18 protein-coding genes and 1 tRNA gene are annotated in these 24,172 nt (G+C 37.5%); 3 read left to right on the forward strand and 16 right to left on the reverse strand.

Features of this window, described 5'->3' with window-relative positions:
* Positions 1–69: 69 nt before the first annotated feature.
* The 15 genes from ezrA to ACNTMY_RS06275 form a co-directional block, all read right to left on the reverse strand.
* A complete protein-coding gene (gene ezrA, locus ACNTMY_RS06205) occupies positions 70–1,794 on the reverse strand; it encodes a septation ring formation regulator EzrA (protein WP_423215792.1) in 1,725 nt (574 codons plus the stop codon).
* Between the two features lie 104 nt (positions 1,795–1,898).
* On the reverse strand, positions 1,899–3,851 hold the full coding sequence (gyrB, locus tag ACNTMY_RS06210) for a DNA topoisomerase (ATP-hydrolyzing) subunit B (protein WP_423215793.1): 1,953 nt from the start codon (positions 3,849–3,851) through the stop codon (positions 1,899–1,901).
* Positions 3,852–4,412, reverse strand: a complete 561-nt coding sequence (locus ACNTMY_RS06215; protein WP_423215794.1) for an HAD-IA family hydrolase — start codon at positions 4,410–4,412, stop codon at positions 3,852–3,854. It abuts the gene before it with no gap.
* 117 nt (positions 4,413–4,529) lie between these two features.
* Positions 4,530–5,741 (reverse strand): FtsW/RodA/SpoVE family cell cycle protein, encoded by a 1,212-nt coding sequence (locus ACNTMY_RS06220; RefSeq protein ID WP_423215795.1) that lies wholly within the window; start codon positions 5,739–5,741, stop codon positions 4,530–4,532.
* Positions 5,742–5,952: 211 nt separating this feature from the next.
* A tRNA-Arg gene (locus ACNTMY_RS06225) sits at positions 5,953–6,024 on the reverse strand.
* A 56-nt stretch (positions 6,025–6,080) separates the two neighbouring features.
* Positions 6,081–6,428, reverse strand: a complete 348-nt coding sequence (gene rplS, locus ACNTMY_RS06230; protein WP_423215796.1) for a 50S ribosomal protein L19 — start codon at positions 6,426–6,428, stop codon at positions 6,081–6,083.
* 131 nt (positions 6,429–6,559) lie between these two features.
* The gene (locus tag ACNTMY_RS06235) at positions 6,560–7,780 is read right to left on the reverse strand and encodes a chloride channel protein (protein WP_423215797.1); all 1,221 of its coding nucleotides are present in this window, start codon (positions 7,778–7,780) and stop codon (positions 6,560–6,562) included.
* A gap of 18 nt (positions 7,781–7,798) precedes the next feature.
* Positions 7,799–8,080: a chorismate mutase gene (locus tag ACNTMY_RS06240; protein WP_423215798.1), complete on the reverse strand. Its 282-nt coding sequence runs from the start codon at positions 8,078–8,080 to the stop codon at positions 7,799–7,801.
* Positions 8,081–8,164: 84 nt separating this feature from the next.
* A complete protein-coding gene (gene sufB, locus ACNTMY_RS06245; protein ID WP_423215799.1) occupies positions 8,165–9,550 on the reverse strand; it encodes a Fe-S cluster assembly protein SufB in 1,386 nt (461 codons plus the stop codon).
* 81 nt (positions 9,551–9,631) lie between these two features.
* Complete coding sequence (locus tag ACNTMY_RS06250) at positions 9,632–10,075, reverse strand: flavodoxin (RefSeq protein WP_004232579.1); 444 nt, start codon at positions 10,073–10,075, stop codon at positions 9,632–9,634.
* A 41-nt stretch (positions 10,076–10,116) separates the two neighbouring features.
* A complete protein-coding gene (gene add / locus ACNTMY_RS06255; protein ID WP_423215800.1) occupies positions 10,117–11,136 on the reverse strand; it encodes an adenosine deaminase in 1,020 nt (339 codons plus the stop codon).
* Between the two features lie 125 nt (positions 11,137–11,261).
* A complete protein-coding gene (locus ACNTMY_RS06260; RefSeq protein WP_423215801.1) occupies positions 11,262–12,413 on the reverse strand; it encodes an iron-containing alcohol dehydrogenase in 1,152 nt (383 codons plus the stop codon).
* Between the two features lie 122 nt (positions 12,414–12,535).
* Positions 12,536–13,537 carry an alpha/beta hydrolase gene (locus ACNTMY_RS06265; RefSeq protein ID WP_423215802.1) on the reverse strand — a complete coding sequence of 334 codons (1,002 nt, stop codon included), beginning with the start codon at positions 13,535–13,537 and terminating at the stop codon, positions 12,536–12,538.
* A 52-nt stretch (positions 13,538–13,589) separates the two neighbouring features.
* Positions 13,590–14,813 (reverse strand): MFS transporter, encoded by a 1,224-nt coding sequence (locus ACNTMY_RS06270; RefSeq protein WP_045797735.1) that lies wholly within the window; start codon positions 14,811–14,813, stop codon positions 13,590–13,592.
* Positions 14,814–14,909: 96 nt separating this feature from the next.
* A complete protein-coding gene (locus tag ACNTMY_RS06275) occupies positions 14,910–17,315 on the reverse strand; it encodes a glycoside hydrolase family 2 TIM barrel-domain containing protein (RefSeq protein WP_423215803.1) in 2,406 nt (801 codons plus the stop codon).
* A 122-nt stretch (positions 17,316–17,437) separates the two neighbouring features.
* Here ACNTMY_RS06275 and ACNTMY_RS06280 point away from each other — a divergent pair, with 122 nt between their 5' ends.
* Positions 17,438–18,430: a helix-turn-helix domain-containing protein gene (locus ACNTMY_RS06280; protein WP_423215804.1), complete on the forward strand. Its 993-nt coding sequence runs from the start codon at positions 17,438–17,440 to the stop codon at positions 18,428–18,430.
* A gap of 9 nt (positions 18,431–18,439) precedes the next feature.
* Here the strand turns inward: ACNTMY_RS06280 and ACNTMY_RS06285 are convergent, their stop codons facing one another.
* Entirely contained in the window at positions 18,440–19,438 is a 999-nt protein-coding gene (locus ACNTMY_RS06285) for a helix-turn-helix domain-containing protein (protein WP_423215805.1), read from the reverse strand.
* A gap of 226 nt (positions 19,439–19,664) precedes the next feature.
* Here ACNTMY_RS06285 and ACNTMY_RS06290 point away from each other — a divergent pair, with 226 nt between their 5' ends.
* Together ACNTMY_RS06290 and ACNTMY_RS06295 are read left to right on the forward strand one after the other, a co-directional pair.
* Entirely contained in the window at positions 19,665–21,359 is a 1,695-nt protein-coding gene (locus tag ACNTMY_RS06290) for a glycoside hydrolase family 3 protein (RefSeq protein ID WP_423215806.1), read from the forward strand.
* Positions 21,360–21,369: 10 nt separating this feature from the next.
* Entirely contained in the window at positions 21,370–24,171 is a 2,802-nt protein-coding gene (locus ACNTMY_RS06295; protein ID WP_423215807.1) for a family 78 glycoside hydrolase catalytic domain, read from the forward strand.
* Position 24,172: the final 1 nt, after the last annotated feature.

Genomic DNA, 24,172 nt, shown 5'->3' on the forward strand with positions numbered 1-24,172 from the left:
TTGTGTAAGAAATGAATATATCAAAAAAGGTTTAGAAAAATTTTCCAAACCTTTTAGTATATTTTCGTCTTAGAAACGAATTTGTTCACGTGTTTTTTCGTATGATGTTACAAAACGATCAGTTACACCTGGTTCAACTGTTTCAAGCGCATATGAAATTTCATCAAATGATGCTTGATAATCATTATCATCTTCAAATAAATGCAAAGCATGTTCGAAACTACTTTGAACACTTGGCTCAAAGCTACGGTAACGATTTGAGTATTGTAACAATTGTTCAGTCAATGTAGCATTTTGAACGACTTGATATGCAGAATCTTCAAGATTAGCAATTGCTGCAGTCGCAACATCTGTCAATCTTGAAACAGCTTCAATATCAATGCGACCACGACTAAGTTCGTCAATCAAAACTTCTAGTTGTTTGCTTGTTGTGAAGAACGCACTCAAGAAACCTTGAGGAATACCAGGCAAATTGCGTTTTTCGATGAAACGTTTAATCATGTGCAAACGATTAATGTATTGATCCAAGCTTTGACGAGCAACACTTTCGATTTGCTCAATATTTTTAACGTATTCAAAAACTTGCATTTGACCTTCTTCAACAGCATCAAGAGTTTTCAATGTACGATCAAAAATCAATTGAAGTTCAGAGAACGGTTTGTCTTGATTATCAAATACTTCAACGATTGGCAATGTTTCTTGTTCGATTTCTTCCAAGTTTTTAGTGAATGAACGAAGATTAAGTTTTTCATTGTCATTCAAAATATACTTGTGAGACAAACGTTTGATTTCATGCTCTAATTTTTCGTTATTAGCTTTAGCATGAGCCAAGTAATCTGGAATAATCTTACTATCTTTAAGAGCTGACTTGTGAGCTTTGATTTCACGTTCGAACAATTCATACAATGAATCAATATTTTCTTGAATGTGCTCATTTTCATCACGAGCACGATCCAAATCTAGTGTCACAAGTTCTGAAGAGTTAGCACGAATAGCGTCACGTACTTCTTGGAAACGAGCTTCAATGTCTTTTTCAGCGAAGTGGTAATTTTGTTCAAGCAAACGACGATAACCTTGTTCCAAATCATCAAGTTGATCTGGGAAATCATCTTCTAATTTAGCAACAATTGCTGGAATTTGTTCAGAAATTTGTCCAAGCGCAATTGTGTGTTCTTCAGCACGGTCAAGTACTTCTGAGGCTTCAACTGGGTCACCTGTTGAGTTAAGCGTTACAAATTGAGAGAACTCAGTTTCAATGTTCTTCAATTGTTTTTCAATTTCAGGCATTGTTGAACCAAAGTTATCTTCTTTTTCTGAGATTGAAGCTTGAAGAGTCTCGTACAAATCCAAAGCATGTTTAACACGAGCACTATTCTTTTCTTCTTGTTCTTTCAATACTGAAAGTGCTTCTCGAATAGCATTGATATCTTCTTCAACCAGATTCAATTGACTTTCAACATTGTCAATCTCGTGTTTTGCGCTGATGAATTTAAAACTATCATTAAGATCTTCTGCTTCAAAAATGTGATTTTCAATATCTGAAAATGAATTTAATGAAAGATCAACCCATTTTTGATTCCATTCACGGAATGTTGTTTGACTTTGTCCGATAAGATGAAGATTTTTAACAGCTTCGACTTCTTCATTGACTGGTAATCCAAATAATGATTGTTTTCGTTCTTCTAAGCTTGCAATCAATGAATCATTTCGTTTGCGTACAACAACGCCAACTAGATAAGCAATAATGACTAAAACAACTATTGCTACAAGCAGTAAAATAATTCCGCTCGACATTTAAAACTCCTTATAAATTGTCTTTTTATCGTAAAAAATAGCTATAACATTACAATTATACCATACTTAGAGATTGCGTGCAGTATTTTTCTGTTAATATTCTGTTAAATATCAAGTGTACTGTAAACCGCATTTTCTTCGATGAACTCACGACGTGGTTCAACCTTGTCACCCATAAGCATATCAAAAATCTTATCAGCTTCAGCCGCATCATCAACTGAGACACGCGCCATCAAACGATTCTCTGGGTCCATTGTTGTTGCCCAAAGTTGGTGGTCATCCATTTCACCAAGACCTTTGTATCGTTGAACAGATGGTTTAGAACGACCATTGCTGTAACGTTCGATAGCTGCTTGAAGTTCACTTTCTTGATTTGCTCCTGGTTGGATGTACTCTTTAATCTCACTACCAACTTTGACACCGTAAATTGGTGGTTGTGCAATATAAACATATCCTGCTTCTAGGACTGGTCGCATAAAGCGATAAATCAACGTCAACAACAATGTACGGATGTGTGCACCATCGACATCGGCATCGGTCATGATAACTAATTTGTGATAACGTGCTTTTGTAACGTCAAAGTCAGCACCAAATCCAGTTCCCATAGCTGTAAATAAGCTTCGGATTTCTTCGTTAGCAAGAATTTTATCCATGCTTGCTTTCTCAACGTTCAAGATTTTACCACGAATTGGCAAGATAGCCTGGTGCTCACGGTCACGACCTGATTTTGCTGAACCTCCGGCAGAGTCCCCTTCGACGATGAACAATTCGTTCATTGTTGCGTCATTTGAAGAACAGTCAGCCAATTTACCAGGAAGATTTGAAATTTCAAGACCTGATTTTTTACGAGTCACTTCACGAGCACGTTTGGCAGCGATACGAGCTTTCGAAGCTAGAATACCCTTTTCAACGATTTTCTTCGCAATTTGAGGATTTTCTAACAAGAAACGGCTAAGGGCATCACTAAACAAGCGGTTAGTAATTTTAACAACCTCAGAGTTTCCAAGTTTTGTTTTTGTTTGACCTTCAAATTGTGGGTTAGGGTGCTTAACAGAGATAACAGCTGTCAAACCTTCACGAACATCATCACCAGTCAAATTGTCATCTTTTTCTTTAAGGATTTTATTTTGACGAGCGTAGTCGTTAATCACACGTGTCAATGCTGTACGGAAACCTTGTTCGTGTGTACCACCTTCATGTGTGTGGATGTTATTTGCAAAACTCATAACTGTTTCGTGGTAACCAGTTGTGTACTGCATTGCCACCTCAACAGAAATACCATCCATCTCACCATCAGTGTAGATAGGAGTGTCAAAGATAACATCTTTATTTTCATTAATGAATTGAACGTAACTTGAGATACCACCTTCATAGTGATAGTGTTGTTCTTGCTCAATTCCTTCACGTTTATCTGTGATTGAGATACGTAGACCTCGGTTCAAGAAAGCAAGTTCTTGAATGCGTTTTGCTAATTTATCAAAATCAAAAACTGTAGTTTCTGTAAAAATCTCACCATCTGGAGTAAAGTGAACAGTTGTTCCGTGACGATCTGTTTCACCGATAACTTTCAAATCATCAACAACATGTCCGCGACGATATTCTTGGTAATGAATCTTGCCATCACGATAAACTGAAACATCCAATTGTGTAGAGAGGGCGTTTACAACAGATGAACCTACACCGTGAAGACCACCTGATACTTTATAACCGCCTCCGCCGAATTTACCTCCGGCATGCAAAACTGTAAAGACTGTTTCTACGGCTGGACGACCAGTTTTTTCTTGAATGTCAACTGGAATACCACGTCCATCATCGACAACTGTAATTGAATTATCTTTTTCGATAAAGACTTCAATATGTGTCGCAAAGCCTGCTAAAGCTTCATCGATAGAGTTATCAACGATTTCCCAGACTAAGTGGTGCAAACCTTCTTTTGAAGTTGAACCAATGTACATTCCGGGGCGCATACGTACAGCTTCAAGACCTTCTAAGACCTGAATCTGACTCGCATCATATTCTTTGGCTAATTCTGCTAAATTTTTATTTTCTTCCGTCATTTACTTCACTATCTCCAATAAGGATTTTTTTCCATCAACTAACAAGGTATCAAAGCCTGCTGCTTGACCAGCTTCTTTATCAATTTCACGATCTCCAATCACCAGAGCTTGCTCAATGTTATATTTTTCTTTGAGGTACAACATTGATTCTGGATTTGGTTTGCGGGCAAAGCCGCTCTCAGATGTCACAACTTCCGTGAAATATGGAAGGACCTTAGTTTTTTCTAAAATATCAAGGACTTGCTTATTACGATGAGAAACCAAAAAGTTTCTTCCACCGCTTGCCACAATTGCCTGCAAAACTTCGCTGGCACCCGCAAAAAGAACCGGTGTTTTCAAATAATCGGCTTCTAAAGTTTTGTATTCTTTTAAAAATTGTGGTTGGTTTGGGATAAATTGTGCAACAGCGGCATCTGTGGATTCCTTTAGCTTTTCGTAGACCTCATCATGTGATGCTTGTTGGCCAAAATCTGCTAACGTTTTCACAAAAGCCTGAGTGGACATCTCATAATTATCAAGTAAAGTGCCACCCAAATCCCAGATATAATCATGGTAATTCATAACCAATATTATATCATAAATTTACATTTTTTTACAGTCTCTGCCCAATCATTTTCATCTCCCAAACGGCTTCATTTTGACAAGAAAAAAAGGATTGGAATTTCTTCCAAACCTCTTCTAATAACGTTCACTTCTTCTGAAATGTTCTTCGATTTCCTGCTCATGATGCAAATTATTTTGATAACTCATTGATAAAATCAAGCCGACACAAATCAAATTAGAAATCAATGATGAACCACCTTGTGAGATAAACGGCAAAGGAATACCAGTCAGAGGTAAAATTCCGATTGCCGCACCAATATTTTCAAAGATGTGGAATAAAATCATCATGATAAATCCTGTTGAAATATAAGTGTAGAATCGATTGTTTGATTCAAATGTCACGCGGAGCATTCGATAAATCAAAACAAGGTACAACCCCATAACAACAGCACAACCAAGGAAACCAAAATCTTCAGCAATAACAGTAAAAATCATATCACTTTCACGAACTGGAACAGAAAGATCAACCACATTGAACCCTTTACCACTGAAGCCTCCGCTACCAATTGAAATCATCCCTTGAGTTTGTTGGTAGGCAATTGATTTTGCATATGAAAACGGATCTAGCCAAGCTGAAATACGGTTAATTTGATAAGTATCCATCCCCAAACTATAGAAAATATCTTTTCCATGAGGAGATAGAAAAATCGCCAAGAAACCTGCAATAATAATTGTAACAACAATTACGACAGGCAAAATAATCCACCAAGAAATCCCTGACAACAAAATCAGACCTGCTAAAATTGCTGAGAAAACCATGGCTGTACCAAGGTCTTTTTGCAAGCCTAACAAAATCATAACTGGTAAGGTAATCAAGGCAAAAACTCCAAGAAGTTTCCAATCATTTTTCAAATTATCTTCTGAAAATTTTTGGCGGAACCAAATGGATGCCCTAGCAAGCATTAAAATATACGAGACCTTCATAAACTCTGAAGGTTGAAATAAGGTCACAGAACCAATTGTCACCCAGTTTTTAGCACCTGTAGACTCTACCAATTCGGGACTGTAAAAAATCAAGGGTAAAACCATTAAGGCTAGTCCTAATCCGTATAGATACGGGGTGACTTTCCATAAAAATTCTGTGCTAAAGAGCATGACAACAAAGGCAACTGCACAACCTAAAAAAATCCAAATGCCTTGTTGTGTCATCACTTTTGCAATGGTTCCAGGATAATCATTTGCTGTTGCAATATAAACAGCAACTAAACCAATAAGCAAAAGAAAAAAGACAGGTAAAATCACAGAATAGTCGATGCGACTATCGATAGAATATTTTTTTCTTGCCATTATACTTCCTTCGTTTCTAATCAAAAAATATTATATCATTTTTTATCTAGAATAGAGGAAAAAACCTGGTGAAAATATAAGATTTTTTCAGAAAAAATTAACACAATATTTCTTGAACTTTTCACTAAAAAAGAGGAAGGATTTTGGGGACAAAATCCATTTCAAACATAAGAAAAAGCCTTGATATCAAGGCTTTTTACGGTAGATTCAATCTCCCCTGCCGGAATCGAACCAGCAACTACTCCTTAGGAGGGAGTTGTTATATCCATTGAACTAAGGGGAGTTAAGAAAAAATCTGCCGCAAGGACAGATCTTTTCATCGAATCGTGTTCGTTAAAATTAACGACGGATTTCTTTAATACGAGCAGCTTTACCTTGCAATGCACGCAAGTAGTAAAGTTTAGCACGACGTACTTTACCGTGACGAACAACTTCGATTTTTTCTACACGTGGAGTGTGAACTGGGAATGTACGTTCAACACCGATACCACTTGAAATTTTACGAACTGTGTACATTTCTGAGATCCCTTGACCTTTACGTGAAATTACCACACCTTCGAAAATTTGGACACGTTCGCGGCTTCCTTCAACAACTTTTGCGTGAACACGAACAGTATCACCAGGTTGGAATGCAGGGATGTCAGTACGTAATTGACCTTCAGTCAAACTTTGAATTAATGGATTCATTTAATTATTCTCCTATCTTACTAATCTTAAGTGCTTGTCCCAGCGGATTAGCCGTATTTTAGTGCGTCCATTACACACATATCACATTCTACCAAAAATAGCCATGGCTGTAAAGCAATATGACGTATTTTTTAGAAAGAAAGTACCTCTTGACCAGTATAGATAGAATTTTTGCGATTAAGGCTATAAGCGAAAATCATTACCAATGTAAAATATGGTAAATTGGCAAAGCCAAAAACTTCACCACCAATAAAAATCGGTGCGAGCAGCGTATTCGTAGCACTACCAAAAACACTGATATATCCAGCTGCTGCTACAAATTCAACAGGGAGTCCAAAGATTTTTGCCAAAACAACACCAAGTGATGCTCCGATTGCAAACAAAGGAGTCACTTCGCCACCTTGGAAACCAATAGCAAGTGTCGCAGCTGTGAAAATCAACTTAAAGAGCCAATCATAAATATGAATATCGCCTCCAGCAAAACTTGCAGCAATCAAATTCGTTCCAAGTCCTGAGTAACGCCCGTTGAAAAACATCAAGAAAAGTAAACTTAGAAAAATCCCGCCAAACAAAATACGATAGTATGGATTTGCAAAGACTTCCTTTGCTTTTTCCTTAGAAAAGGCTAAAAACGCTGCAAAAGCATTTCCAACCAGACCAAAGATAATTCCTAACAAAGCTAATTTGAGAAATAGAAATATATCAAGGTTTAGCGATACATCGACAAAGTGAGAAAATTTCTCCAGCCCTAAAAGATGTGATGTCGTACTTGCAACAAAAGAAGCAACCGTCATCGGCAATAAAGCAACTAACTGCAATTTGCCAAGCACTAATATTTCCAGCCCAAAAAATACAGCTGCAAGCGGCGTTTGAAACAAGCCTGCAAAACCTGCTGCCATACCAATCACAAGGAACAAGCGCGAGCTATTTTCAAAAGAGATGAAACGACTAAAGGCATGTGAAATCGTTGCGCCGAGCTGCACAGCCACACCTTCTCTACCAGCGCTACCCCCAAAAAGGTGCGTTGCCCAAGTAGAAACAGTTACCAAAGGTAGTAAAACAAGAGGAATCTCATCTTCTTCTCCGCGTCCAACAGCAAACATCAAGCCCATCCCTTTAGCTGCTCGACTATCTGCTTTTTGATATAGATAAACAATCAAAAGTCCGACAAGTCCTAAAAATGGTATCAGGTAATTGAAGTTAGCAACTCGAAAGTCACTCAAAGCGAGTAGGACACGTCCGAAAATGGCATCAACACAGCCAATAAGAATTCCTATAAAAATGCTTAACCCTGCTAATTTTGCTAATAAATCTAAGGAATAATCTTGATTATCCTTTAGTTTTTTTATCATGATAATTCTCCCTTAAACTCAATCATCAGCTAATTGTTTGGCTTGATAATCACGAGAATTTTTCATGATATCTGCAAAAGTGTTTACAAGAGTTACTTCAAAGGCCTTGTTTTGAACGCGGCTAGCAACTTTGTTTAGCACAATTTCTTCACGACTAGTATCCAAAATAGGCTTACCAGTAGCTTTTTTATAAGCAGCAACATCATTAACCAACTGCATGCGTCTTTCAAGAAGAGCAACCAGCTGTTGATCAACTTGGTCAATTTCTTTACGAGTAAGCTCTAAATCTTTTACTGACATATCCCTTATAACCTATCTTTCTTCTATAGTATTGTCTCCATTATAAAGAAAAGTTAATAGCTTGACAAGAAAACTTTAAAGATATTAACCTACTGACCCTTCCATACTCATAGTGATTAAGCTATTCATTTCAACAGCGTATTCCATAGGAAGTTCTTTTGTGATTGGTTCCATAAAGCCATTAACAATCATCGCTGTCGCTTCTTCTTCTGAAATGCCTCGACTCATCATGTAGTAAAGTTGTTCTTCTGAGACTTTTGAGACTTTTGCTTCGTGTTCTAAGGAGACATTTGAATTGTGAATCTCATTGAAAGGAATGGTATCAGAACTTGATAAATCATCCATTAAAATGGTGTCACATTCAATATGAGATTTTGAGCCGTCACTATGCTTACCAAAGTAAACTGACCCACGATAATCAGTTTTTCCGCCATCTTTAGCTACAGATTTTGAAATCAAAGTTGAAGACGTATGAGGAGCATTATGATAAACCTTACAACCTGCATCTAGGTGTTGTCCATAATTGGCAAATGCCATTGAAAGTACAGATGTTTTGGCATGTGGTCCTGCTAAAATTGAGCAAGGATATTTCATATTAACCTTACTCCCAAGATTACCGTCAATCCATTCCAACATGCCATTTTCTTCAACTCGGCCACGTTCTGTTACAAGATTGTAGACATTATCTGACCAATTTTGCATAGTTGTGTAACGAAAACTTGCATCACGTTTAACCACAATTTCAACAGTAGCAGCATGCAAACTATTTGTTGAATAATTTGGCGCTGTACAACCTTCGATGTATTGAATTGAAGCACCTTCATCGACAATAATCAAACTGCGTTCAAACTGTCCAGCATTTTCACCGTTAATTCGAAAATATGTCTGAACAGGAATATCACATTGAACACCTTTTGGAACATAGATAAAGGTTCCACCTGACCAGACCGCACCATTTAGCGCAGCAAATTTATGCTCACTATTTGAAACAATTTTTCCAAAATACTTTTTAAACAGTTCAGGATATTTTTGAAGGGCAGTATCGGTATCTGTGAAGATAATCCCTTGCTTTTGAAATTCTTCTTTCATATTATGGTAGACAACTTCAGATTCGTATTGTGCCACAGCACCTGATAGATAGTCTCGCTCAGCTTGTGGGATACCAAGTCTCTCAAATGTTTCCTTGATTTTGTCAGGAACATCATCCCAATCATTGACTTTCTTATCGGCTAATTTTTGAAAATAAATCACATCATCAAAGTCAATTCCAGATAAATCTGGTCCAAAATCTGGCATGGGAAGTTTGTAAAATAATTCTAAACTTTTTAGGCGATACTCAAGCATCCACTCTGGCTCGTGCTTGTAAGCAGATATGTTTCGAACGATTTCTTCCGTCAAACCCTTACCTGTTGAATAAGTCGGCGTCACATCATCATGAAAGCCATAATCATATTCTCTATTTTTTGCCATACGGCACCTCACTTATATTTAATTCTTTATGAAGGAGAAGAGAAAAAAAGAGATTGGAGCGTACCCCAACCTCATTTACTATTAGTTTACTTTTTCAGAAATAGTTTCTGCGAAAGCTTCAAGATTTGCAATATCTTCTTCTTCAGCTGACAAATCAACTTTGACAGAATCAGCACCTTTTGTAGCGCCTGTCAATGCAAATTGAGCTTCAAATTCATCAACTGCTTTACAGAAGTAATCATAGAAAGTGTCACCAGAACCGACAACACCAAAGATTTTATCTGACAAATCAACATCTGCCAAATCTTCGTAGAAATCAACGATTTCGTCTGGTAATTCACCGTCTCCGTATGTGTATGATGCAACGATTGCAACGTCAGCATCTTCAAAATCAGCTGCGTCAACAGTTGTACATTCGTCTACTTCAACAGTGTGTCCGAGTTCTTCAAATTTATTTCCGACGATGTCAGCAATTTCTTCAGTATTTCCTGTCATGCTGGCATAGACAATTTTAACTAAAGCCATAGTTTCCTCCAAACATAAATTACCATTATTGTAGCATATTTTTACAAAAATGTTTTATATAAATCGTCAATTTTCGATAATAAATCAGCTTTTTGACCTTCGCTTGTGAAAGATGCATGAATGGCATTTTTATTAAAGCTTAGAAAATCAGCTGCATTTACTCCAAAATGTTTAACAAAAAGTCCGTATTCTTTTGTCAGATTTGTATCAGAAACTGTTCGGTTGTCTGTGTTAATTGTAATTTTAGCGCCAGCCTTTTTCAAAGCAAGAAACGGAAATTCATCGATTGATCTCGCTGCCTTTGTCTGCAGATTACTTGTCAAACAAAGTTCAGCTGTTACGTTGTTTTCAACAAATTGTTTGATTAATTCAGGTTGATTGTAAATAGCTGTGCTATGCCCCAAACGTTTGATATCAAGGGCAATTGAGTCTGCAATGTAGTGAGCGCAGCCACATTCTCCAGCGTGGAAAGTCATCGGAAGACCAAGTTCTTGAGTGTAGCGAATAAGTTTTTCCAATTCTGCTGGTGGAAAATCAAGTTCATTTCCAGCAAAATCAAAACCAACTAACCCTTTTTGGGCTAACGATACAACGTGGTCAAAAATATCTCGTGTGACGCTTGCAGGTGATTGTTTCATTCCACAAACAAGCACTTTAGCAACAATACCAAAATCATGTTCTGCTTGTTCAAGTCCAGATAAAACAGCTTCAACAGTCTCTGATGCTTTTAGCCCCTCATCCATTGAAAACTCGGGCGCAAAACGGATTTCAGTGTAAATTACATTTTCTTGTGCAGCTTGTCTAGCCACATCGTAAGCCGCTAAGTGCAGAGCTTCTTTTGTCTGTAAAAGCGGGCGAATAAAATCAAATGCCTTAAGGTAATCCATCAAAGATTCTGCTTCTGCGGGTGCAACGACAAGCTTTTTCAATTCTACATCAGAAGCAGGAATAGCAATATCTGCCATATCTGCTAATCGACGAATTGTCTCCAATGAAATCGAACCATCCAAGTGACAATGTAATTCTGTTTTTGCCAAATCTTTTAACGTTGTTGTATCCAAGTTAGCCTCCTCTAATTAAATTTTTTTAGCTACTATCTTAACACATTCTTTTATTTTTGCAAAGAAATTTTTCTCAAAAAAATAAGCCACTGAAATTTCTCAGTGACTTACTTAAAAACACGCGCTTAGAATAGCTGTTTGTAAAGATTGATTGTTTCTTCAAGCGTTGGCATAAATGGATTCCCTGGTGCACAGGCATCAAGCAAAGCATTTTTAGAAAGAAATTCAAAGTCGAATTCTTCTTCCTTGATACCAAGCTCAGTCAATTTCTTAGGAATACCAACTGTTGCTGACAATTTTTCAATTTCTGCAATGGCATAATCAGCACATTCTTGGTCACTTTTATCTTCTGTGTGAAGTCCTAGTCCTTTAGCAACATCTCGGAAAGCTGCTGGAACGTGTTTGGCATTTTCACGTTCAACGATTGGCAAAATCATGGCACAGCAGACACCGTGTGGCAAATGGTAAACAGCACCAAGCTGATGAGCCATCGCATGCACATAACCAAGACCAGCATTGTTAAATGCCATACCGCCTAGGAAAATCGCATTGACCATAGCTTCACGCGCTTCAAGGTCATTTCCATTTTCAACAGCTCGTGGTAAAAATTCTTTGATTAGCTCAATTGCACCAATTGAAAGTTTTTTCGTTGCCCCGTAAGCACCTGGTGTCACTAAAGCCTCAATTGCGTGAGTCAAAGCATCCATACCAGTTGCTGCTGTCAATGATTTAGGCATTGAAACCATAAGTTCTGGGTCATTAACTGACATCAAGGCTAAGCTATTTTTATCAACCATAACCATTTTAACTTTGCGTTCTTCATCCGTGATAACGTAGTTGATAGTAATTTCAGCTGATGTTCCTGCAGTCGTATTAATGGCTACAACAGGTAGACCTTTTTTAGATGATTTGTTGACGCCTTCGTAGTCTTGCGGACGACCACCATTTGTTGCCAAAATTGAAATACAGCTAGCAGCATCTTGTGGTGAACCACCACCAAGTGAGATGATAAAGTCACAAGCATTTTCTTTCAAAGCAGCTAGACCTTCTTCGACATTTTTAACTGTTGGATTTGGATCAACATCGCTATAAACAACATAATCAATATTTTCTGCATCAAGTGGTGCAGTTACTTTAGATAAAATATCACTTCCAGCAATAAAATGATCTGTCACCAAAAGGGCCTTCTTATACCCTAATTCCTTAATATGACTTCCAATTTCTTTAACCACTCCGCAACCAATAAGGTTTTGAGATGGAACATAAAATACTGACATGAGCATAGCCTCCTTATGATTTTTGTTTTATAGAAAACGTTTACATTTTAATTTTAGCATTTTTAGAATACTTATCAAGTTAAAAATGTCAGATTTAACGTATCATTTTTACAGATGCTTCATCACTTAAATAAGCGATTAAGCCAATTTACAAAAAGAGCTTTCCATTGTTTAACAGCTGTTCTATCATGGTAAAATTGTGGCATTTGCTCGGCTATACAACCACCAAATCCATGACCACCTTCTGAAAAGAGATGGAGTTCAACAGGAATATTTTTTCCCAGTGCAATATTTGCTAAACGCACAAGGTGTTTGACAGGAACGGCTTCGTCGTCAATAGCGGCACACAAAAATAAGGGAGCGTCTCCTTCTTGAACATTACTAAAAACATCATATTTTTTCGCAAATTTTTGTCGTAATTCTAGGGTGTTATAAATGTCTTGACTTCCTAAAACTGCTATAATCTTATCATCTTCTATTGCTACAGCTGGATAAATTCCTGCAACACCAGCTACAGAAGCATCCATCTCATCAATAGCATCTGATTGATAACCATCAACTGAAACAGCTTGATTTCGAAGTAAAAAATTAGTGACAGAAACAAGATTCCCACCAGCAGAAAATCCAACCATAGCAATTTTAGAAGGATTAAACCCAAAATCTTTGGCGTGATATCGTAAATAACGAATAGCTCTCTGACAGTCTAAGTACATGAAAGGTGCACGATAGGGGTAAGAACGATACCACAGCACAAAAGCTGAAATTCCAGCTGCATTTAGAAATGCTGCAATATCTTCTCCTTCTTCAACCATTGATTTACTTAAGTAAGCACCACCCGGGCAAATAAGAACACATTTATCACTACCTTCTACAAGATGAGGAACTAAAAACGGTTTATCTTCATAAGTCATTCCTGCAGGACCATTTTCAATTTCTTGTCGATAAACCATCGTATCATTTCCAGACATATCGCCCAACTCTTGCGATGATTTATCCCAAATTCCAGGATACTTTTCAAATAAATCTTGATTACTATATTCTTTATGAATTTCTAAAATATCTGTTTTACTCTTATCAGAATTTCCAGGGATTTGTTCTCCCCAAATATATATTTTTTTACTCATTGTATTAAATTCCTTTCTCAAAAAGCCCTAGAAACTAGGGCTAAAATTAATATTATGCACGCGCGGCTTCTTCGGCTGTTCCGCGTCCGTCTGGGATGAAGGCACCGCTTTCGGCTTTTTCACCAAAACGTGTAAGGATAAGAACAACTGCAACAAGAATAGAAACCACACCAGCAAAGATAAATGATGGCACACCAGCTGGCACATGTAAAAGACTAATTAATTTAGGGGCAATAGCTGAGCTAAGTGAGTTAACAAAGGCGTAAACTGACATAACTACTGGAATTTGAGCTGGTTTAGAAACCATTGACAACAAGAATGGGCAAGTTGCCATAACCATTACCATAGCCATAGCTGCAAAAATAGCTGCAATCATCAAGACAAATGGATTCGCTGACAAGTAAGTCAAAACAAGTGTAACTAGCAAAGCGATGAAACCAAAGGCAAGTGTATTTGGCTTTGTCACTTTTCGAATGTACTTAAGACCAAATCCAGCTGCGATACCTCCGATTGTACCAACAGCATTAATGATACCTGTCATCGCTGTACCACCAACACCACGTTCTGCGACAACAATTGAGAGGTTTGCTGCATAAGCTGTGTAGGCAATTCCAAGAAGAAATGCAATGAAGATGATGATATAAACAGGAGCTTGTAATTCTTTCAAAACTGCCACTGTTGATACTTTTTCTTTTTTACCGTCAGCTGTCACCATTACTTTTTCAGGTTCATCTTTTGGAAGACAGATTAACACTAGCAGAAAGACTAAAATTCCGACAGCAAACACCCAGTAAAGATTGCGCCAGTTTTGACCACCAAGCACACCACCGACACCCATAAGAATCATTGAACCAAGTGAAGTCATACCAGTGTTGATTCCCATCATTGATGAGCGTTCTTCACCGTCAAAGTATTGAGATAAAAGCATCGGATTGATTGTCGAAATAAATCCAACACCTGTTCCTAAAATAACTGAACAAGCAAGTAAGCCAATCATTGAGCTATTCCAAAACGCTGGAATCAAACCACCAATTGTCACCAAAGCAACACCAAGTAAAACTAAGTTTTTCTTTGATACATGCATAGCCAATTGACCTGCAATAAGTGTAATGATAAGAGCTCCTAATCCTGGGAGTGTAGATAGAAGCTGAACAGTTGAGATGGGAGTGTTAGGAAAATCTGCAGAGATAGCAGCAATGGCTGAACCTGCAACTGAACCTGACATGGCAAGAGTAGCCATGCTAACGACACCGATTTTTGTTTTTGCAGTACTCATAGTAGTATTACCTTTCTGAAATTTTATTTTGACTGTGATTTTAGTATATGTTTTTGTAATCGTTTTCTCTATAGTCGATACTTAGGTCTTTTGTGTTTATTTCACAGATTTAAAAGAAACTGATATTTTTGCTTCATTGTTTTCATCTTTGAAAACAATAGCTAGCGCTTTACCTGAGAAGAGAGTAATCTCACTTAGACTGTATTCCGAAATATCTGCTGGATTTCCGTTGCCAAGGCCAATAACTGTTCCTTTCTCACTTGTAACTAAAATGTCATCACAAGCTGTTGGAACTGCGTAGCCATTCTCATCCAAAGCAGTTATTTCAAATAATACAAGGTCATCTCCAGAATAAAGTTTTGTAGCCAAAACATCATTTACTTTTCCTGAGGTATGTTTAATATCTTGCGCAACAATCTTGTCATCTTTGTAAGCTAAAACTTTAAGTTCACCTGCTTGGTAAGTAACATCATAGTTTGCTTGGCAATCAACAATTTCTTTTTTTCCTTGGCTAACACCATTAATAAAGACTTCTACCGAATCAGCGTTTGAAAAGACGCGAACAAGTGTTTTTCCTAACTCATCGATTTCTAAACCTTCTTGGTTCCAGTGAGGCATAACGTGAACCATCGGAGCATCAGTCCAGTAGGCTTTGTAATAGTAATAATAGTCTTTTGGAAAGCCATTAACGTCACAAATACCAAATTGTGAACCTATTCCGGGATAAGCAAATGGTGAAGGTTCACCAAAATAATCAAAAGCTGTCCAAAGGAAAACGCCGCCCATATATGGATGTTCATTCAAATATTGCATGACTTCTTCAGGGTGAGCTGTCCCTCCAACACCCGGATCACCTGGCTGACGTTTTCCAGGCAAAACCATGGAATACATCGAACCAAAGTTATTGCACTGGCAGGCATCTGCATTGTCGCGATAAATTCCTCTAGTAGAAAAATAAGATGCATTTTCAGTTGACATCATTGGTAAGTCAGGATGATTTTGATGAATAATCTCAGCACCTGCTCCCATGACACCTGCTTCTGGATAATTTACACCAAGGATGTCAAAATATTTTAGATAATCTTCATCTACATATCCTTCTGGGCTCAATAATTCTGCAGATACCAACAAATGCTCATTGTCGAGTGCTTTTATCAATTTGGCAAAGCGTTTGGCATTACGACTGCCAAAAACAGTATTTCCAATCAGTTCTTCATTGCTGATTGACCAAAAAGCAAGTGAGGCATGTGTTCGTGCTTTTTTGACCATTTTTTCTAAATCAGCTAATCGCCATGGACTTGCTTCTGGAAGACGATTTTCATTCATAACTAAGATACCGTATTTATCGCAGGCTTCTAACAGTTCTTTTGAAGCAAAATGGTGAGCACTTCGATACGCATTGACTCCCATTTCTTTCATGACCTTAATCTTGTAGTCAATGATATCTTTAGAAAGAGCTACTCCAACTCCCGCAAAATCTTGGTGTTCACAAACTCCGTGTAGTTCATAAGGCATACCGTTTAAATAAAAACCAGATTGGTCATAGGCAAAAGTTCTGATACCGAAAGTTTTAGAAAGATTATCTCCAGAAATTTCTGCTCTTGTGTGATACAAATTTGGATGTTTTGGTGACCAGATTTTTGGATTTTCCAAAGTCAGCTCACTAGAAAAAGCTACTGTGGCAAGTGGGGCAATCACTTGTTCATCAAATGTAATGACTCGGTCTGAAAGAGAAACTTGCGGTGCGATTTTGACTGATTTGCTACTGTCATTCGTCACTGAAAGTTCGATGCCTAGCTCTGCCGTATCAGCTTTCAGAGATTTTGTATAGACATAAAAATCATCTTCATTTAGATAAATTTCTGGTTTTATCTCAAGGTAAACGTCCTTGTAAATTCCTGCTCCTTCATACCACCAGCCTTCGCTTCCAACTGTCGTATCAGCTTTTACCAGTAAGACATTCTCGCCTTCATCACCATAATAAAGCATCTCACTGACATCAAATGAGAAAGAATTGTAGCCACTATTATTGTGGCCAAGATAAGCACCGTTCAGCCAAATATCTACAAAGCGACTCACCCCTTCAAAGTGAAGTATTACTCGCTTGTTCAATCTAGCATTTTCTGTAACAGCGAATCGTTTACGATAATAAGCCACACCATCAGGCTTTGAACCTGCCATCAAATTTATCGGATTATCTTCATAAGGTAAGGTGACTTTCCAATCGTGTGGCAAATCAACTTGTGTCCAAGAATCATCTAAGTGACTTTCCAAATCAGTCCCACAAAGATTTCTTAACCCAATCTCAGTGTCGCCCTGAGCAATCAACTTCAAAAAGTGTGTACCGCCTGGGCTTACTTGCAATCTAGCTTGCTTTTCTTCTGGCAAACTCGACGTCAAGCCACCAAAAGCATAAGCTTTCTTAGCCATTTTTTTAGGCGGCCTTGCTAACTCTCCAAGATGAAACAACCATGACTTGTTTAAACTTATTTTTTCTCTCATGTCTGACTCCTTCTTTTGATTTCTGATTGTATTTTACCCAAAAATAATTTGTGTTATAATACGAATATCCAATAAACTGAAAACGTTTTACTGTAAAAAATCAACTTAGAAAAGAGTCTTGTATGTTAGAAACAATAAAAAATGAATTTCAAAACTTAGAAAGTTCGATTACTACAGATAATATGCCAAGGCTTGATAATCAAGCACCTCTGGCACTTTTTTATAAAAAAGAAATTGATGGTAAAATCCTTTATACCAACGTTCAAGAAGGAAAAATTCACTATTTTATTTCTGAAAATGTCGATATATTGCACCAAAACAACTCGTTTGAATTGATGTACGTGCTATCTGGTACGGCTATTAATAAAATCGAGGATAAAGAGTACTTTTACCAAGCTGGGCAAGGCTGTCTTTTCAATCGACGAATCGCTCACAGTGAAATCATCGAAAATGGACAAGTTCTCTTTCTCAATTTTTCTCAAAAATTTTTAAAAGACCTTCTAAATCCCTTAAAAGAATCGACAGCCACACAAGGACAAATTTTTCAATTTTTATTAAATGATTTAGAGGGAAAAGAGGATTGGAAACGCAGCTATATTGAATTTTCACCATCCGTTCCTTTAAATGATAAGATTTTTCACCGTTTACTTGATGCCATACAACTTGAACTTGCAACTTCAAAAATCGGTGCAGAGTATTTTCAAAAAGGGTTAGTCCTTCGTATTCTTACAGAGCTTGAAAATCCTAATACTTTCCAAGCTAAGCCAGTCAACATCGACCTTAGCAAGGAAGAATACCTAGTAAGTCGCTTAATTAGCTTGATTGAAACACATTACGGTGATATCACGCGCAAAAAAATCGAAAAATTGCTACACTACAACTCTGAATACCTTAATCGCTTGTTGAAAAAGCACAGCAATATGACTATTATCAACTATGCCAAGGCTGTTCGCATAAAAAGAGCCAAACAACTACTTTGTAAGACAAATTTGACTGTTGCAGAAATCGCAGATACTCTTGGATTTTCATCAGAAAATTACTTCTATCATTATTTCAAAAACGAAACCCAACTCTCGCCTAAGCAATATCGAACAAAAAAAGTACAAGAAAATTAATCTTGTACTTTATTTATTTTTTAGGCGATATTCTTTTGGAGAAACTCCTAAAACTTTTCGAAACATCTTGTAAAAATAAGACGGATTTTCGTAGCCAACCTTCAAGGAAATCTGCTCAATCGAAGCTTTCGTATATTGCAGATACTCAGCAGCAACATTGACACGCTGCAAATGAACCAGCTTAATAAAAGTTAATCCTGTATTCTTTTTCAAGTATGACGACAAATAATTTGGATTAAACCCGAAATGCTCTGCCATTTTCTCCAGAGTAATATCTACAAAATGTTCTTCGATATAAAGAAGCATTGGCATCAATACATTTTGATGCTTTTTCGTTTGTTCTAGAGAATAATCCGTGTGGTAAAATTGACGAATCAAGCGTGAAAAAAGCGTCAAAATATTGAAATGAATAATTTGATTTCCTTGAATATCATTTTGATAGTACTCTTCAATCGTGTCATGAATCAACGAAATAATTTTTGAATCGTGCTCAATTTTAAACAAACTATACTGCCCGTCTCCGTAATTCTCATTGTTTAAAATCGTAAATAAAAGGTTTGAAATATTTTGCCCACCACCAGGCTGCAACATGAAATTCAAGTCATTATAAGAAAAAGCTGATGGTTTCAGCGTAATATTAACGACAATGGTTTCAGGTGAAATCTCATGAACACGGTGAATCGTTCCGCGTCCGACAATCATAATATCTTCTTCTCTGATTTCGACAGTTCCATTACGAGATTCAAAGATACATGAACCAGAAATAGGAATCACTAATTCAACATAATTATGAACGTGAAAGGGAATATATGATTCCACCGGCTGAACAGAAACAGCAATTGGACTTGCTGTCACTTCCAAATCATCAGTAAGTGTTTGATAAAATTTATAAACTGGCTCATCTTCTAAATACGTTGCTATATCAGCATTAAAGCCTTCTTTTATCACTTGCCATTCAATTGATTTTTGATTATTTTTACGTAATAAATCAAGTATTGCTGCATCCATATTTGAGACCCTTTCTAACAAAATCGACTTTTCACAGGTATTTCAAATAACATATCGACTTTTTAGATTATTATCTTTTCATATTTTACGTAAAATAAAATCAAAGTACAAGTGCATTTATTAAAATCTGTGAAATCGACACAAAACTACTTTATTTTAGCAATAGTATCCCATATTTTTTTGAGATAAACTGTAAGCGTAAACATTTTAGACTTGGAGAAATAATATGATTGATTTAACAACAAAACCTTTCAATTTATCACAAAACGAAATCGACTATGTTCTTGAACAAGTCAAACAAATGACTACTAGTGAAAAAATTGGTCAATTATTCTTTGTGATTGGTCAAGATGAAAAGATGGTTGACCTTGATGAGTTTATCGATAAATACAAACCAGGTGGCATGATGTTCCGACCTGCTCCAGCTGCTGACATTAAGCGCCAAATCAAGCAAATTCAAAATCACAGTAAATACCCTTTGTTTTTTGCAGCAAACCTAGAATCAGGGGGTAACGGCATTATCTCAGAAGGAACATGGCTAGGCATGCCGATGCAGATGGCTGCTACCGATAATACTGATGCAGCTTTCCAACTAGGAAACGTGGCTGGTTATGAAGCTAACCAAGTTGGTTGCAACATGTCTTTTGCTCCTATCGTCGATATCGACAACAACTTCCGCAATCCTATCACAAATACTAGAACTTATGGTTCAGACCCTAAACGTGTTCTCAAAATGGCACAAGCACAACGAAAAGGGCTTGAAGAAAACCATGTTATCCCTGTTATCAAACATTTCCCTGGTGATGGTGTTGATGAACGCGACCAACATTTGCTATCAAGTATCAATAGTTTGTCAGCTGAAGATTGGTCAAGCACTTACGGGCACATTTATAAAACCTTTATCGACCAAGGAATCTCAACTATCATGATTGGACATATTTATCAGCCAGCATGGGAACGAAAATTGCAACCTAATATTGCGACTGAAGATTTCCGTCCCGCTTCTGCTTCAAAACTTTTGATTAATGGACTTCTTCGACAAGAACTTGGCTTCAATGGTCTTGCCATGACAGATGCTACAGCTATGGTCGGCTACAATGTCATCCTCCCTCGTAAAGAATTACTTCCTGCCACAATCAATGCAGGTGTTGATATGATTCTTTTCAATAAAAATATTGATGAAGACTACAAAGCTATCACAGAAGCTGTTGAAACTGGTTTTATCTCTGAAGAACGCCTCAACGAAGCTGTCACACGTATTCTTGCAACTAAAGTTGCACAAAAAGTTTTAACCACTGATGGAACATTAGGTATCGACATTCCTGAAACATTAGATTTAAAATCTAGTGAACATCAAGCAATCGCTGAAACTATTGCTAAACAATCTGTCACCCTTGTCAAAGACAGTGACCAGCTTCTTCCAATTTCCCCAGAAAAAACTCCTCGTATTCGCTTAGTTGTCCTTGGCGATTCAGACGACGGTGGTTTCAAAGAAGGTGGCAAAGTCTCTGACCTTTTCAAAGACGAACTTGAAAAAGCTGGTTTTGAAGTAACACCATTCCAAATGGATTTCCATGAAATGTTTGAAGAAGGCGTTTGTGATTTGAAGGAAAAATTTGACCTTGCTTTCTATGTCGCAAACGTCGAGACTGCTTCTAATCAAACCACAACACGACTTGATTGGATTCATCTAATGGCAGCAAATGCACCTTGGTTTGCAAAAGCAATTCCTACAGTATTTGTCTCAACTGCAAATCCATATCACTTATTTGACGTTCCGTATCTTTCAACTTACATCAATGCTTACACAGGAAATGAAGCAACTGTCAAAGCAGTTATTCGTAAAATGACTGGACAAGAAAAATTCCAAGGAATTAGCCCTGTCGACCCAACTTGCGGTGACTTTAACGCAGCACTTTAAGGAGATAATTATGAAAATAACAGCTATTACTATTAATCACATGACTGAACCAATTGGTTTTCAATTGAATAGTCTTCATATCAGTTTTAAGATTGACGCACCTTCAAGTGAAGCTATTGAAAAACAATTAGTCATCTCGCATCAAGGAATCACAGATTATCAAACTGATTTCCTTTCTTATGATAATAACATTTTTGAAACTGATTTTTCTTTAAGTCCTCGTACTCGCTATGATGTAATCATTAATATCAAACGAGAATCTGGTGAGATTATCAGCGCTTCAACATTTTTTGAAACCGGAAAAATGGCTGAAGCCTTTAGAGCACAATGGATTACAAATGCTGACAAAGATATTCAAAATACTCTTTTTCACAAAAGCGTAAACATCTCTAAAAAAGTTGCTAAAGCTCGTCTTTACATGACCGCTCTTGGTGTTTATGAAACCTTTATTGATGGCAAAAAAGTCGGAAATGAATTTCTTGCTCCAGGTGTCGACGACTACACTCAATGGATTCAAGTACAAACTTATGACGTCACTGAGAACCTTCAAAAAGGTGAACACGACTTGCTTATCTCAACAGCTGACGGTTGGTTTAAAGGACCCTATGGCTTTATTGAAGGAATGAAATGCATCTACGGTGACCAACACCGTGCCATCGCTGAATACCATATTGATTATGAAGATGGTAGCAAAGAAATCATCGCCACTGACCAAAGTTGGAAAACAACTGCAGGAAATGTCACAAAATCATCTATTTACTACGGTGAAGACCGTGATGACACCCTTGAAATCAAAGACTGGCAACCAGTTGTTATCAGTGAAGCAGATAAAAGTATTCTATCTGACCGACTTAGTCTCCCCCTTATTGTCAAAGAAACCCTTGATGTCAAAGAAGTGATTCAAACACCTGCAGGAGAAACTGTGCTTGATTTTGGACAAAACCATGCTGGGCTTTTCCGCTTCTACAACCGCACTCCTAAAGGTACAAAAATTCATATTCAAGTTGGTGAAATTCTCCAAGAGGGTAATTTCTATCGTGAAAACCTTCGTACAGCACGCGCAGCTTTTGACTACATTTCTGACGGTGTTGAAAAATGGGTACAACCAAGCTTTACTTACTACGGCTACCGTTACATGAAAGTTGAAGGCATTGAAAACATTAATCCTAATGACTTCAAAGCTGATGTGATTTACTCTGATATGGAAAGTACCGGTAGCATTTCTACGCAAAATGATAAAGTTAATCGCTTATTTCAAAATGTTATTTGGGGACAAAAGAGTAATTTTGTTGATTCGCCAACAGATTGTCCGCAACGTGACGAACGTCTTGGATGGACTGGAGATGCCAATGTCTTTTCCAACACTGCTCTTTTAAACATGAATGCTTACGCTTTTTATCGTAAATTCCTAAAAGATGTGGCTATTGAACAAAAATTAAATGATGGTCGTGCACCAATGTACGCGCCAGCATTTGGAAATGACGATGGCGGAGGAGCTATCTGGGGTGACGCTACTACCTTTGTTCCTTGGAATGCTTACCAAGCAACTGGAGATGCAAGTATTCTCACAGAACATTATGACTCAATGCGTGATTGGGTAGATTGGATTACTCGCAACACATCAACACCAAACCTCTGGACAAATTGTTTCCAATTTGGTGACTGGCTTGCCCTTGATGGTGAAAATCCAGCCATGCCAACAGGAAAAACTGACGAAGACTTTATTGCATCTATTTACTACTATTACTCAGCATACATTGTCTCTGAAACAGCTAAACTGATGGGAAATTCTGCTGATGCCAGCAAGTATGCCGAACTTTCACAAGCTATTAAAACAGCCATCAACGATGAATATATTTCTAAAAATGGCCGTTTAACCATTGATACCCAAACAGCTTACGCTCTAGCTCTTCAATTTAACCTTATTCCTGAAGAACAAACTAGTCGAGTAGTTAGCGACCTCGTTAATAGACTTGGTAAAGACGACAATCACCTAAAAACTGGCTTTGTCGGCACACCATACGCTAACCAAATGCTCTCAAAATATGGTCACCACAAACTAGCAACCACTATCTTTCTTCACGAAGATTATCCATCATGGCTCTACGCTGTCAACCTTGGCGCAACCACTATCTGGGAACGCTGGAATTCTGTCATGCCAGACGGTTCAATGAATCCTGAAGGAATGAATTCACTCAATCACTATTCAATCGGAGCCATCATGGAATGGGCTTATAAATACGTTTTAGGAATTCGAAATCCTCAAAAAGGCTACCAAGAATTTGACTTGGCACCAGAATTTGACGCCCGTCTCAACAAAGTTAGCGGCTACTTTGACTCTCCTTATGGCAAAATCGCTGTCGCTTACGAAATTGAAAGTGATAATAACCACACAATTAACATGACCTTAACAGTGCCATTTGGTAGCACATCACATGTGACACTCCCTCGTTCTAAAAATCGTAAAGTTCTCATTAACAACAAAGAACACCTTGGGGGACAATTTGATTTGACAGCAGGCACTTATACTATTAGCTACCGACCAACCCAAGATTATATTGAACGCTATTCTGCTGACACTCCAGCAGCAGAAATTATGGCGGACAGCTACTTAGTAGAAAAAATTGACCAAATTGATCCTGTCCTTGACTTTTTCCGTAATGACCCAGATGCCGTCAACGGTGGACTTGGCAAACTATCTCTTGCAAAATTAAATGAAATCTTGCCATTTATCACAATCTCCCAAGAAAATCTTGCTAAAATTGCTGAACTTCTCGAAGCAACACCAGTTAAATCTCAAAGAAAGGATTAAG

The sequence above is a fragment of the Streptococcus equinus genome, from assembly GCF_049393735.1.
Classification (GTDB): Bacteria; Bacillota; Bacilli; order Lactobacillales; family Streptococcaceae; genus Streptococcus; species Streptococcus equinus_G.